Raw genomic sequence first — 13,236 nt, 5'->3', positions numbered from 1 at the left:
GCTCGCTCCCACATTGATCGTATTTCAAAGTGGGAGCAAAAGTTAAAGGGCCAGTTGGCGGCGCAGCTCGGCGAGTACCGGCGCGGTATCCGGGCGTACGCCGCGCCACAGCAGGAACGCCTCGGCCGCCTGCTCGGCGAGCATGCCCAGACCATCCATCGCCAGCGCCGCGCCGTGCTCAGTGGCCCAGCGGCAGAACGCGGTCGGTTCCTTGCCGTACATCATGTCGTAGCACAGGGTCTGGCCTGGCTCGATCAGGCTTGGCGCAATCGGCGGCACGTCACCGGTCAGGCTGGCGGAGGTGGCGTTGATAATCACGTCCACCGGCTCGCGCAGCCAGTCGAAACCACTGGCCGACACCGGTCCCAGATCGCCGAACAATTCCGCCAGCAGCTCAGCCTTGTCCACCGTGCGATTGGCGATGATCACCGAGGCCGGTTTCTCTGCCAGTAACGGTTCCAGCGCACCGCGCACCGCGCCGCCGGCGCCGAGCAAAAGGATGCGCTTGCCGGTCAGGCTGAACCCGGCATTCACCGTCAGATCGCGGACCAGGCCGGCGCCATCGGTGTTGTCGCCGAGCAGTGAACCGTCGTCCAGTTTGCTCAAGGTGTTCACCGCACCGGCGCGCTGCGCGCGGGCGGTCAGGCTGTTGGCCAGCCGGTAAGCGTCTTCCTTGAACGGCACCGTCACGTTGGCGCCGCGGCCTTCGCGAAAGAATGCCGTGGCGCAGCCGGTAAAATCATCCAGCGGCGCGAGCAGCGTGCTGTAGTCGAGGCGCTGGCCGGTCTGTTCGGCAAACAACTGGTGAATCATCGGCGACTTGCTGTGGCCGATCGGGTTACCAAAAACAACGTAACGATCCATCACCCGTCCTCAGGCCTCGGCCAGCCAGTCGCGATCCTGCAGGAAATACTCGGTCAGACGCGCTTCTGCGCTGCCAGGTTCGGCCTTCCAGTCATACCCCCAGCGCACTTGCGGCGGCAGCGACATCAGAATCGATTCGGTACGGCCACCCGATTGCAGGCCGAACAGCGTGCCACGGTCGTAAACCAGGTTGAATTCGACGTAGCGGCCACGACGGAATTCCTGGAATTCGCGCTGCTGTGCGGTGAACGCGTCATTCTTGCGCCGCTGCACGATCGGCAGGTAGGCCTCGATGTAGGCGTCGCCGATGGCGCGCATGAAGGCGAAACTGGTGTCGAAGTCCCACTCGTTCAGATCGTCGAAGAACAGACCGCCAATGCCGCGCGGCTCATGACGATGCTTGATATGGAAATAGGTGTCGCACCAGGCCTTGTAACGCGGATAGACGTCCGCACCAAACGGCGCACAGGCTTGCTCGGCGACGCGGTGCCAATGAATGCAGTCTTCTTCAACGCCGTAGTACGGGGTCAGATCGAAACCGCCGCCGAACCACCAGACCGGTTCTTCGCCTTCTTTTTCAGCGATGAAAAAACGCACGTTGGCGTGGGAGGTCGGCACATGCGGGTTGTGCGGGTGGATCACCAGCGACACGCCGAGCGCCTCGAAACCACGCCCGGCCAGTTCCGGCCGATGGGCACTGGCCGAGGGCGGCAGGCCGCTGCCGAACACGTGGGAAAAATTGACGCCGCCCTTTTCGATCAGCGTGCCGTTGTCCAGCACGCGGGTGCGCCCGCCACCGCCCGCCGGCCGGGTCCAGGCGTCTTCGACGAAGCATTTGCCGCCGTCTTCGGTTTCCAGTGCAGCGCAGATGCGGTCTTGCAGATCGAGCAGATAGGCCTTTACGGCGTCGGTGCGGGTCGTCATGGCTTCACCTTGAATCGGGCGGCGCCCCGGCAGGCGGGCGACGCAAATGGGCGCGTAGCATACCATCGCAGGCCGGCGCGCCGCAGTTGACGAAGATCAAGCAGGGGAGTTGGATAGAGGGCTTAGCAACGACCCAAGGAGAGCAGGCAGATGGCAAAGCGTATCCAGTTCCGCGCCCACGGCGGTCCCGAAGTGCTCGAATATGTTGACTACGAACCCGCTGCACCCGGGCCGAATCAGGTGCGCGTGGCCAATCAGGCGATCGGCCTGAACTTCATCGACACCTATTACCGCAGCGGCCTCTATGCGCCACCCGCGTTGCCGTCCGGCCTGGGTTCGGAAGGCGCCGGCACGGTCGAAGCGGTGGGCAGCGAAGTCACCCGGTTCAAGGTCGGCGATCGTGTGGCATACGGCAGCGGCCCGCTCGGCGCCTACAGCCAGCTGCATGTTCTGCCGCAGGACAATCTGGTACACCTGCCCGATGAAATCAGTTTCGAAACCGCCGCCGGGGTCATGCTCAAGGGCCTGACCGTGCAATACCTGCTGCGCCAGACCTACCCACTGCAGGGCGGTGAAACCATTCTGTTCCACGCCGCAGCCGGTGGCGTCGGCTCGCTGGCCTGCCAATGGGCCAAAGCGCTGGGCGTGAAGCTGATCGGCACCGTCAGCTCGAAGGAGAAAGCCGAGCTGGCCAAAGCCAACGGCGCCTGGGCCACCATCGACTACAGCCATGAAAACGTTGCCGAGCGCGTGCTGGCACTGACTGACGGCAAGAAAGTCCCGGTGGTGTATGACGGCGTCGGCAAGGACACTTGGCTCACGTCTCTGGACAGCGTGGCACCACGTGGCCTGGTCGTGAGCTTCGGCAATGCTTCCGGCGCGGTCGATGGCGTCAATCTGGGCATTCTCGCCGCCAAGGGCTCGTTGTACGTCAGCCGGCCTACGCTCGCGACCTACGCCAACAACGCCGAGAACCTGCAACGCATGGCCGACGAGCTGTTCGAGATGATCATCAGCGGCAAGCTGAAGGTCGACATCAGCCAGCGCCATGCACTGGCGGATGCGGCGAAAGCACAAACCGAACTGTCGGCACGGCGCACGACCGGTTCCACAATTCTGCTGCCATAACGCCTCAAGTTGATACTCGGCGAACTCTTCCATGAGTTCGCCGAGTATCTTGCGGCTATATCAAGTACATCTTGCGGTGAAATTTCTTCGCCGCTGGTCTACGACCGGCGAACTTCCTGCGCAACTTCTTCGATTCATATACGAGCCATTTCTCAGCCCACTCTTCAATCACTGGCGGATCAATACTGACGGTTAAAAACATCACGATACTCCGGCTGATGCGCGTTCATGTTCACAGGCTGATCCAGGGCCATGAGGATTTGTCGCCACTCGGCAGACAACAGCCAATAATCGCCCCGGGCACGCTGCTCGATATGCATTGCCTGCGAAGCGATCGGTGTCAGGCCGAAGCGCTGATACAGTTGCCGCTGTGGCGATCTGCATAAGGCCGTCACCCCGTGATATCCGCGATCGATCGCCCATTCCGCAGCGGTGGCAAGCAGACCATTGACCGACACCGGCCGGTGCTGCTGGGAATGGGTGATCAGACGGCTGAACTCGACGTGGCGCGCCAATGCCACAGTGGGAGACACATGATGCTGCGCCAGTGAAGCCCATTCGAAGGGCGCCGGAGTTGCCCGCAGCACCGCAATAAGCTGATCACGCTGATACAACAGAAAGTGCGTGCTGCGTGAGGTGATCGCCAGTCGAGTTTCCAGCGCCCGGGCTCTGGAGGTGAGCATGTAATGCTGCAATCGCAGGCGAAACTGTCGATTGATGAAGCGTTCAAATTCCCCGGCATCCGATCCTGCCTCAACAATGGCCACACGATAGTCGGCCTGTTGATTCTTGAGTGTCTCCTGAAAGCCCTGCAGATAATCCTTGAGGTGTAAATCGGTAATATCCATTACTTCTCCGCAGCCATTAATATTTCGAAGTTGCTTCAAGCACATTGAAAGAATGGATGCTTTTGGAAATCTCGCCACTGCACGCGTTCTGAGAATCACGTGGGAAAACTTACAGATATTTCAGACTCAAAGATTCGTCTGACGCATGAAAGAACAATGGCAACGGATAAGTTTTGAACGAATGCAGGAATAAAGTGCGGGCATGCGCAGAACTCCTCGTCGACGCCGAGGAGTCCGCAGAAAAATAAAAAGAATGGCGTCAGTCAGGACGAACGACGCTACCGGTGGCCAGGTCGCGGATCACGCTGGGATTCTTGCGCCCGCCAAGGCTGCCGCCCAGCACCAGATCGACCTGACCACGGAAATACTGCTCGATGCGCAAACGCGTGCGCGCCGGCGGTCGCCCCTGTGGGTTGGCCGATGTGGAAATCAATGGCCCGACCAGCGAGCACAGGTCGCGCACCTGCGGGTGATCGCTGACCCGCAGCGCCACGGTGTCATGAACGCCTGTGACCCACTCCGGCAACAGGTTCTGATGCGGCACCAGCCAGGTGTTCGGCCCCGGCCAGGTACTGGCCATGCGGTCGATCCAGTCCTGCGGGAAGTCCTCGAAGAGGAAATCGAACTGGCGGATGTTGTCGGCGACCAGGATCAGCCCTTTGCTCACCGAGCGATTCTTGATCGCCAGCAAGCGGTCCACCGCGTCTTCATTCCACGGGTCGCAACCCAGCCCCCAGACGGCTTCGGTTGGATAGGCAATCACCGCGCCGGCGCGAACTTCACGCGCGGCTTGTTGCACACGCCAACTGTTGACCATGAAAAAACTCTCCACAAACAGGTTTCGCGCAGTTTACCGATCTTCATCGTAAAACCTAGCTTGACCGCGCCAACCAGCGACCGTTTTCGCATACCGCACGGTCTTCGATTTCCAGCTCGGTCAACGTTGCCAGCACTTTCGGCAACGCCCAGCCACAGCTCGCGGCCAACGCCTCGCTGGTGTGGGGCGCCGCGTGCAACAGCGTCAGCAACGGATGATCAGCCTGCGGCGGCGCTGTGGATAGCAACGGTTGCTGCCAGCCGCGCAGCGCTTCGAGGATATGTTCGATAGTCTCCACCAACACCGCCCCGTCGCGAATCAACTGGTGACAACCGCGCGCGCCGGGGTGATGGATCGAGCCCGGAATGGCATAAACCTCGCGGCCCTGTTCGGCTGCCAGCCGCGCGGTGATCAACGAACCGCTGGCAACACTGGCCTCGACCACCAGCACGCCGAGGGACAACCCGCTGATGATGCGGTTGCGCCGGGGGAAGTTGCTCGGGCTCGGCCCGGCGTCCAACGGAAACTCGGAAAGCACCGCACTGCCCGAGGCAATCATCGCCTCGGCCAGGCGTTTATTGCGTTGTGGATAAAAATTTTCCAGCCCCGTGCCGAGCACCCCCACGGTCAAGCCGCCAACATCCAGAGCAGCCTGGTGGGCAGCGGCATCGATGCCCAGCGCCAGACCACTGTTGATGACAAAACCGGCCCCGGCCAGACTGCGAGAAAACGCCGCCGCCGTGTCCATGCCCGGGCGCGAAGCGCGGCGGCTGCCGACCATCGCCAGCTGCGGTTTTTCCAGAATCGACGGATCGCCCGCGACGAATAACAGCGGCGGTGGATCGGCGATTTGCGCCAGCAACGCTGGATAATCCGCTTGGTCCCACATCAGTAAATGTTGGTCGGGGTGCTCTAGCCAGCGCATTGCGTGGCTGGCGCCGTCGCGCACCGCTGGACAACGCCGTGCTTCGGCGCAGGCCGCCGGCAAGCCCAGTGAGCGCCAGGCACTGGCCGGTGCGCTGAGGGCTTTGGACGCCGAGCCGAAGGCTTCGAGCAACTTGGCAAAACGCTTGGGGCCGATATCCGGCATGCGGTGCAGGCGCAGACGCGCTTCCAGTTCCGCCGGGGAAATGGCCGTACTGACAGACAACATGAATGGATCATCCTTGATCGTTCTATGCTCCGAACCATTCGGAACAAGCTGTGGATAACTCTGTTGGTAACTTGTTAAGCAAGCTTACGGATTTCGCACCTTGTCGAGCACCGCCAGCGAGCGTGAAGCATTCAGGACCAGGCCGTAACTGAGCTTGTCGTAGGTGCGGAACACCATCAGCAGGCCGGCGCGTTCATCGGGAATTTTCAGCGGCTGGCCGGTGATCCGGTCGCGCACGGTTTCGCCGGTTTTCATCACAGCCAGAACATTGCCTTCGGCCAGACCGTCACGTTTGCCTTTGTTCAGGGTAACCACGTCCATCACACCGATCTGCGTTACGCCGCGTGGCACGTCGATGATCAGCCCGTCGATGGAACGCTTCGGCGCGCTGGGCATGAACGTTGAATTGATCGAACGTTCTTCACCGCCGAACAAGCGGTCACCGAGGCGCACTTCCTGGGTGGTGCGTTGCAGGGCGAGGGTGGCGACGTCGCCTTCGGTGGCAACAATCTCGCCGCCACCGATATCGTCGGCGTTGATGCCGAGGAATTCCTTGGTCTGCGGATCGGTGTAGACCTTGCCTTGGCGGAAGATGCCGTACACCGGTTGCTCCGGATCGAAATGGCCACGGGCGAAGATGCGGTCACCGGTACCGCTGAGCACCCGTTCGGCATCGCCGGCGACGATGTACGGCGCCTTGTCGAAGTCTTCGGCCTTGTCGACGATACGGTTGCTCAGCAAAAAGCTGTTGATCGATTTCAGCGGAATGCTCGGAATCGCCTCGGCCACCGGGCTGGTGCGAATCCGTGGCGAGAGCTTGATGGTACCGCGCGACTCGCCACGATGGACGGTCAGTTGCGGCTGGCCGTTGACGTAGCTGAGGGTCAGTGTGTCGCCGGGATAGATCAGGTTGGGGTTTTCGATCTGCGGGTTGGCCCGCCACAGTTGTGGCCACTGCCAGGGCTCGCGCAGGTATTTGCCGGAGATATCCCAGAGCGTGTCCCCGGAAACCACCGTGTATTGCTGTGGAAAACCATCCCTGAGTTGCACTTGCCCTTGTGCGACGCCGGCCGAAGCCAGAAGCAGCAGGGCGAGTAGTGTTTTCCTCATGCAGTGAATCCCTTTATCATGTGCATTCGCGTGAATCGTCAGAGCCCCCGTGGCTCGCTTCTGTATTTCAGAAGCTACGCTTCACAACGGTAGCCTGCATCTTCGGACCCGCCAGGCCATCGACCCGACTTTACTCAACGTGTGCAGCAATCGAAGCCTATGGCCATTTTAAACATCCTCGAATTTCCGGACCCGCGTCTGCGCACTATCGCCAAACCAGTGGCTGTAGTGGACGACGAAGTGCGTCAGTTGGTCGACGACATGTTTGAAACAATGTATGAAGCGCCGGGCATCGGCCTCGCCGCGACCCAGGTCAACGTGCACAAACGTATCGTCGTGATGGACCTGTCCGAAGACCGCACCGAGCCACGGGTGTTCATCAACCCCGAGTTCGAACCGCTGACCGACGAGATGGACCAGTATCAGGAAGGCTGCCTCTCGGTACCGGGCTTCTACGAAAACGTCGACCGCCCGCAAAAGGTCAAAATCAAGGCGCTGGACCGCGACGGCAAGCCCTATGAGCTGATCGCCGAAGGCCTGCTCGCGGTGTGCATCCAGCACGAATGCGACCACCTCAACGGCAAATTGTTCGTCGATTACCTGTCCACACTCAAACGCGACCGGATCAAGAAGAAGCTGGAAAAGCTGCACCGCCAGAACGCTTGATGCCCCTCTTCAAAGGCTTGCTGCGGCAAGCCTTTTTCTTTTTATGAGACGCCTTTCATGACTGAGCCACTGCGCATTGTTTTTGCCGGTACCCCGGAATTCGCCGCCGAACACCTCAAGGCCCTGCTGAGCAGCCCGTACGAGATCGTCGCGGTCTACACCCAGCCGGATCGCCCGGCCGGCCGTGGGCAAAAACTGATGCCGAGCCCGGTCAAACAACTGGCCCTGGAAAATAATATTCAGGTGTTGCAGCCGCCGACCTTGCGCAATGCCGACGCCCAGGCAGAGCTGGACGCGCTGAAGCCGGATCTGATGGTGGTGGTCGCCTACGGTCTGATCCTGCCGCAAGCGGTGCTGGATATTCCGCGTCTGGGTTGCATCAACAGCCATGCGTCGTTGCTGCCGCGCTGGCGCGGTGCGGCGCCGATCCAGCGCGCGGTCGAACACGGCGATGCCGAAAGCGGTGTAACGGTGATGCGCATGGAGGCCGGGCTGGATACCGGGCCGATGCTGCTCAAGGTCGTCACGCCGATCAGCGCGCAAGACACTGGCGGCAGCCTGCATGATCGCCTCGCCGAGATGGGGCCGCCCGCAGTGGTGCAGGCGATTGCCGGTCTGGCTGCCGGCACCCTGCAAGGTGAGGTGCAGAATGACGAGCTCGCCACTTACGCTCACAAACTGAACAAAGACGAAGCACGCATCGACTGGCGCCGTCCGGCGGTGGAGCTGGAACGTCTGGTCCGCGCCTTCAATCCGTGGCCGATCACCCACAGCACGCTCAATGGCGAAGCGTTGAAAGTGCTGGCCGCGACCGTGGCCGAAGGCACTGGCGCTCCGGGTGAAATCCTCAGCGCCAGCAAGGACGGCCTGATTGTCGCCTGCGGTGCACAAGCGCTGTGCCTGACCCGCCTGCAATTGCCCGGCGGCAAGGCGCTGAACTTCAGCGACCTGTTCAACAGCCGCCGCGAGAAATTCGCCGTTGGCAGCGTCCTCGGCGCAGCGGTGGACTCACAATGAATCCGCGTCTGGCCGCCGCCAAGGCACTCGCTGCCGTACTCAGCGGCAAAGCCTCGCTGAACAGCTCCCTGCCGACGCAACTGGACAAGGTCGAGGATCGCGATCGCGGTTTCACTCAGGATCTGGCCTTCGGCACTGCACGCTGGCAGCCACGCCTGTCGGCACTGGCGGAAAAACTCCTGCAGAAGCCGTTCAAAGCCGCCGACGCTGATGTCGAGGCGTTGCTGCTGGTCGGTCTGTATCAACTGCTCTACACCCGCGTGCCGGCCCACGCCGCCATCGGCGAAACCGTCGGTTGTGCCGACAAGCTGAAAAAGCCTTGGGCCAAAGGTCTGCTCAACGCGGTGCTGCGCAATGCCCAGCGCGAAAGCGAGACGATCTTCGCCGAACTGGAACGCGATCCGGTGGTGCGCACGGCCCACCCGCGCTGGCTGCAAAAATCCCTGAAGGCCTTCTGGCCCGAGCAGTGGGAAGCGATCTGCGCAGCGAATAACGCGCATCCGCCAATGATCCTGCGGGTCAACCGCCGTCATCACAGCCGCGATGCTTATCTTGCGTTGCTGGGCGAAGCCGGGATCGCCGCGAAACCGTGCGTTTACAGCCGCGACGGCATCGTCCTCGAAGCCGCTGCCGACGTGCGCAGCCTGCCGGGTTTCGCCGAAGGCTGGATCAGCGTGCAGGACGAAGCCGCGCAACTGGCTGCCGACCTGCTTGATCTGGCGCCGGGGCAGCGGGTGCTCGACGCCTGCTGCGCCCCTGGCGGCAAGACCTGCCACATCCTCGAAGCCGAACCGGCGCTGGCCGGGGTGGTGGCGGTGGATCTGGAAGCCAAGCGTCTGGTGCGGGTGAAGGAAAACCTCGAGCGCCTCGGCCTCGACGCTGAACTGATCGCCGCCGACGGTCGCGATATCGACAAATGGTGGGACGGCAAACCGTTCCAGCGCATCCTCCTCGACGCGCCATGCTCGGCCACAGGGGTGATCCGCCGTCACCCGGACATCAAGCTGACCCGCCAGCCCGACGACATCGTCGCGCTCGCGCAACTTCAAGGCGAACTGCTCGACGCCATGTGGAAAACCCTCGAAGTCGGCGGCATCCTGCTCTACGCCACGTGCTCGACGCTGCCGACCGAGAACACCGAAGTCATCGCCGCGTTCCTCGAGCGCACCCCCGGCGCGCGGGAACTGGATCTGGCCACCGCGGCCGGCATCAAGCAGCCCCATGGTCGCCAGTTGCTGGCCCAGCAGGGCGGGCATGACGGCTTCTACTACGCCAAGCTGATCAAGATCGCCGCCGCGCGCGGCTAAACGGATTCATGGAGTGACTGGATGAAAATCATCATCCTCGGTGCGGGACAGGTCGGCGGTTCGCTGGCCGAACATCTGGCCAGCGAGGCCAACGACATCACTGTGGTCGACACCGATGGCGAGCGCCTGCGCGACCTCGGCGACCGCCTCGACATCCGCACCGTGCAAGGCCGGGGCTCACTGCCGTCGGTGCTGCGTCAGGCCGGTGCCGACGACGCCGACATGCTGGTCGCGGTGACCAACAGCGACGAGACCAACATGGTCGCCTGCCAGGTCGCGCACACGCTGTTCCACACGCCGACCAAAATCGCCCGGGTGCGCGAAGCGTCGTACCTCAATCGCGAGGAACAGCTGTTCCAGAACGAAGCGATTCCGGTCGACGTGCTGATCAGCCCCGAGCAGGTCGTGACCAATTACATCAAGCGCCTGATCCAGCACCCCGGCGCCTTGCAGGTGATCGACTTCGCCGAAGGCGCGGCGCAACTGGTGGCGGTGCGCGCTTATTACGGCGGGCCGCTGGTCGGCCAGCAACTGCGCCAGTTGCGTGAGCACATGCCGAACGTCGAAACCCGCGTCGCGGCGATCTTCCGCCGTGACCGGCCGATCCTGCCACAGGGCGACACGGTGATCGAGGCCGATGACGAGGTGTTTTTCATCGCCGCTCGCGAGGACATTCGCGCGGTGATGAGCGAAATGCGCCGCCTCGACGAAACCTACAAACGCATCGTCATCGCCGGTGGCGGGCAGATCGGCGAGCGCCTGGCCGAGGCCATCGAAAGCCGTTATCAGGTGAAGATCATCGAGATGAGCCCGGCGCGCTGCCGCTACCTCTCCGACACCCTCGACAGCACCGTGGTCTTGCAGGGCAGTGCCTCGGACCGCGATCTGCTGCTGGAAGAGAACATCGCCGACGCCGATATCTTCCTCGCCCTGACCAATGATGACGAAGCCAACATCATGTCGTCGCTGCTGGCCAAACGGCTGGGGGCGAAGAAGGTCATGACGATCATCAACAACCCGGCCTACGTCGATCTGATCCAGGGCGGCGACATCGATATCGCCATCAGCCCGCAACTGGCGACCATCGGCACTTTGCTTGCCCATGTGCGTCGAGGCGATATCGTCAGCGTGCACTCACTGCGACGCGGCGCGGCGGAAGCGATCGAGGCGATTGCCCACGGTGATGCGAAATCGAGCAAGGTCATCGGCAAGCCGATCGAGAAGATCGGCCTGCCGCCCGGCACCACCATCGGCGCGGTGATCCGCAACGAGAAAGTGATCATCGCCCACGACGACACGGTGATCGAAGCGGGCGACCACGTGATTCTGTTCCTTGTGGATAAAAAGCATATTCGCGATGTGGAGAAGCTGTTTCATGTGGGGTTGAGCTTTTTCTGAGGTTGATCGTTCCCACGCTCCGCGTGGGAATGCAGCCCGGGACGCTCTGCGTCCCATAAGCGGACGCAGAGCGTCCATTGAGGCATTCCCACGCGGAGCGTGGGAACGATCACTCAAACGAGGTTGCAAAAAATGCTCGAATCCCTGGAAAAAATGCTCGCCAAGGGTGTGGATAACGCTCTGCTGCGCTTCGGTCTGGGCAAGGGTTATCTGGACTTGGGTGACAACGCCAAGGCTGCCGAGCATTTTCAGCGCTGTGTCGCGTTCGATCCGAAATACTCGGCGGCGTGGAAGCTGCTGGGCAAGGCGCAGCTGGCGCTAGGCGATCACGCCGCTGCGCGTCAGGCCTGGGAGCAAGGCCTGGAAGCGGCCCGCGCCCGCGGTGACAAACAGGCCGAGAAGGAGATGACGGTATTCCTGAAAAAGCTCGAGCGGCAGGCGCCTTGAGCTACAGATTGAGCAAGGCGAGCCCGTCTGCATCAACCGTCACCCCATCGAAGTTGCTCAGTACCAGCGCGCCTCGCCCGGCGGACGCTTCTTGAAGCGTTTCATGCTCCACATGTACTGGCTCGGATACGCCGCGACGTAACGCTCGACCACTTTGCTCATGGCCGCGCAGGACTCGGCGGTATCGGTGCTGTACATCGCTTCTGGCGCGGCTTCGAGAATCACTTTGTAGCCCGAGCCGTCAGGCAGGCGCAGCGCATGCAGGAATACACCCACCGCTTTGCCGCCGGCCAACATGTTCGGCACGAATTTGCTGGTCAGTGCATGAGTGGCGAAGAACGGCACGAAAATCCCGGCGGATTCGGCCGGTTCCGGGTCGGCGGGAATGCCCACGGCACCGCCCTTGCGCACTTCCTTGATGACGCTGAGAATGCCTTCCTTGGTCGACGCTGCGACCTTGTTGCCCAGCTGCACGCGCTGTTTGCGCAGCAATTCATCCACTGCCTTGAGCTTCGGCGGACGGTAGAAAATGATCGGTTTGCACTGGCTGCAATAGAAGTGGTTGAGCACTTCCCAGTTGCCGAGGTGGCTGGTGATGCCGACCACGCCTTTGCCCGAGGCCAGCGCCTCCTTGAGCACATCGAGGCCTTCAACTTCGCGAACCAGATCGATCGAGCGCTGCGCCGGCCAGATCCACGCGCAGGCGCTTTCGGTCAGCGACTTGCCGATGTCCTTCAGACTTTGCCCGACCAGACGCTCACGTTCGGCCGCATCCATCTGGGGAAAACACTTGGCGAGGTTGATCCGCACCACGTCGCGGGAACGGTTGGGGGTTTTCCACATGATCCAGCCGATCGCCGAACCCACGGCCTGCACGGCCCGCCATGGCAGCAGGGCAAACAGCCGCAGAGCGCCTACCAGCAAGGCGCCTTTAAACTTTTCCACAGGTCACTCCTGATCTTTGTGCTGTGCGCGAGGCGGGCATTCTAACCGGCGTTGGCGAGCTGCGCGTAGCGGTCGCAATCCTGGGTGTGGTCCATGACCATGCCCGAGGCCTGCATCAGCGCGTAGCAAATGGTCGGACCGACGAAGGTGAATCCGGCTTTTTTCAGCGCTTTGCTCATTGCCAGCGCTTCGGGGGTGATCGCCGGGACTTCGCTGCGATCCTTGAAATGATTGATGATCGGTTGGTCGCCCACGAATGACCAGAGCAACGCCACCGGATCCTCCAGCGCCAGCCACGCCTGGGCATTGCGCCGGGCGGCGTTGAGTTTCAGGCGATTGCGGATGATGCCCGGGTCGAGCATGAGCTCGTCGATTTCGGCGTCACTCATCTGCGCCACGCGCTGCACGTCAAAGCCGAACAGCACCTCGCGATAGCGCTCACGTTTGCGCAACACAGTGATCCACGACAGCCCGGCCTGGAACCCTTCGAGCAAAAGCAACTCGAACAAACCCTGCGCATCGCGCAGCGGCGTGCCCCACTCCTGATCGTGATAAGCCATGTACAACGGATCTTCGGTACACCAAAAGCAGCGTGGCATAAGGCTCCAGGGG

The 13,236-nt window shown here is 61.9% G+C and carries 14 protein-coding genes; 6 read left to right on the top strand and 8 right to left on the bottom strand.

The window, feature by feature from the left end; genetic code table 11:
• Positions 1 to 42 precede the first annotated feature (42 nt).
• Together aroE and hemF are read right to left on the bottom strand one after the other, a co-directional pair.
• The gene (gene aroE, locus OK411_RS01345; RefSeq protein WP_016772372.1) at positions 43 to 864 is read right to left on the bottom strand and encodes a shikimate dehydrogenase; all 822 of its coding nucleotides are present in this window, start codon (positions 862 to 864) and stop codon (positions 43 to 45) included.
• Between the two features lie 9 nt (positions 865 to 873).
• Positions 874 to 1,788 (bottom strand): oxygen-dependent coproporphyrinogen oxidase, encoded by a 915-nt coding sequence (gene hemF / locus OK411_RS01340; protein ID WP_016772373.1) that lies wholly within the window; start codon positions 1,786 to 1,788, stop codon positions 874 to 876.
• Positions 1,789 to 1,938: 150 nt separating this feature from the next.
• Here hemF and OK411_RS01335 point away from each other — a divergent pair, with 150 nt between their 5' ends.
• Positions 1,939 to 2,916: a quinone oxidoreductase family protein gene (locus OK411_RS01335; RefSeq protein ID WP_217879087.1), complete on the top strand. Its 978-nt coding sequence runs from the start codon at positions 1,939 to 1,941 to the stop codon at positions 2,914 to 2,916.
• A 179-nt stretch (positions 2,917 to 3,095) separates the two neighbouring features.
• On the opposite strand, the gene OK411_RS01330 is transcribed toward OK411_RS01335, so the two are convergent.
• The 4 genes from OK411_RS01330 to OK411_RS01315 all read right to left on the bottom strand — a co-directional run bounded on the left by OK411_RS01330 (position 3,096) and on the right by OK411_RS01315 (position 6,844).
• The gene (locus OK411_RS01330; RefSeq protein ID WP_016772374.1) at positions 3,096 to 3,764 is read right to left on the bottom strand and encodes a hypothetical protein; all 669 of its coding nucleotides are present in this window, start codon (positions 3,762 to 3,764) and stop codon (positions 3,096 to 3,098) included.
• Between the two features lie 259 nt (positions 3,765 to 4,023).
• Positions 4,024 to 4,581 (bottom strand): L-threonylcarbamoyladenylate synthase, encoded by a 558-nt coding sequence (locus OK411_RS01325; protein ID WP_016772375.1) that lies wholly within the window; start codon positions 4,579 to 4,581, stop codon positions 4,024 to 4,026.
• 55 nt (positions 4,582 to 4,636) lie between these two features.
• A complete protein-coding gene (dprA, locus tag OK411_RS01320; RefSeq protein WP_217879086.1) occupies positions 4,637 to 5,734 on the bottom strand; it encodes a DNA-processing protein DprA in 1,098 nt (365 codons plus the stop codon).
• Between the two features lie 84 nt (positions 5,735 to 5,818).
• Complete coding sequence (locus OK411_RS01315) at positions 5,819 to 6,844, bottom strand: LysM peptidoglycan-binding domain-containing protein (RefSeq protein WP_217879085.1); 1,026 nt, start codon at positions 6,842 to 6,844, stop codon at positions 5,819 to 5,821.
• Positions 6,845 to 7,003: 159 nt separating this feature from the next.
• On the opposite strand from OK411_RS01315, the gene def reads away from it, so the two are divergent.
• The 5 genes from def to OK411_RS01290 all read left to right on the top strand — a co-directional run bounded on the left by def (position 7,004) and on the right by OK411_RS01290 (position 11,679).
• The gene (gene def, locus OK411_RS01310) at positions 7,004 to 7,510 is read left to right on the top strand and encodes a peptide deformylase (protein WP_016772378.1); all 507 of its coding nucleotides are present in this window, start codon (positions 7,004 to 7,006) and stop codon (positions 7,508 to 7,510) included.
• 57 nt (positions 7,511 to 7,567) lie between these two features.
• Positions 7,568 to 8,527: a methionyl-tRNA formyltransferase gene (gene fmt, locus OK411_RS01305; protein ID WP_217879084.1), complete on the top strand. Its 960-nt coding sequence runs from the start codon at positions 7,568 to 7,570 to the stop codon at positions 8,525 to 8,527.
• Positions 8,524 to 9,834, top strand: a complete 1,311-nt coding sequence (rsmB, locus tag OK411_RS01300) for a 16S rRNA (cytosine(967)-C(5))-methyltransferase RsmB (RefSeq protein ID WP_136493249.1) — start codon at positions 8,524 to 8,526, stop codon at positions 9,832 to 9,834. The genes fmt and rsmB overlap by 4 nt, the downstream gene beginning before the upstream one ends.
• Positions 9,835 to 9,855: 21 nt before the next feature.
• Positions 9,856 to 11,232 (top strand): Trk system potassium transporter TrkA, encoded by a 1,377-nt coding sequence (gene trkA / locus OK411_RS01295; RefSeq protein WP_016772381.1) that lies wholly within the window; start codon positions 9,856 to 9,858, stop codon positions 11,230 to 11,232.
• Between the two features lie 132 nt (positions 11,233 to 11,364).
• Positions 11,365 to 11,679, top strand: coding sequence for a tetratricopeptide repeat protein (locus OK411_RS01290; RefSeq protein WP_024014956.1), 315 nt, complete (start codon positions 11,365 to 11,367; stop codon positions 11,677 to 11,679).
• Positions 11,680 to 11,736: 57 nt separating this feature from the next.
• Here OK411_RS01290 and OK411_RS01285 read toward each other — a convergent pair whose 3' ends face one another.
• The gene (locus OK411_RS01285) at positions 11,737 to 12,624 is read right to left on the bottom strand and encodes a lysophospholipid acyltransferase (protein ID WP_264364303.1); all 888 of its coding nucleotides are present in this window, start codon (positions 12,622 to 12,624) and stop codon (positions 11,737 to 11,739) included.
• Between the two features lie 41 nt (positions 12,625 to 12,665).
• Positions 12,666 to 13,223 carry a DNA-3-methyladenine glycosylase I gene (locus OK411_RS01280; RefSeq protein ID WP_024014954.1) on the bottom strand — a complete coding sequence of 186 codons (558 nt, stop codon included), beginning with the start codon at positions 13,221 to 13,223 and terminating at the stop codon, positions 12,666 to 12,668.
• Between the last annotated feature and the right edge of the window lie 13 nt (positions 13,224 to 13,236).

This window comes from Pseudomonas sp. RG1 (assembly GCF_025910115.1).
GTDB classification, from domain to species: Bacteria; Pseudomonadota; Gammaproteobacteria; order Pseudomonadales; family Pseudomonadaceae; genus Aquipseudomonas; species Aquipseudomonas atacamensis.
The sequence above is the reverse complement of the archived record's forward strand: the minus strand, read 5'-3'. Positions and strand labels throughout refer to the sequence as shown.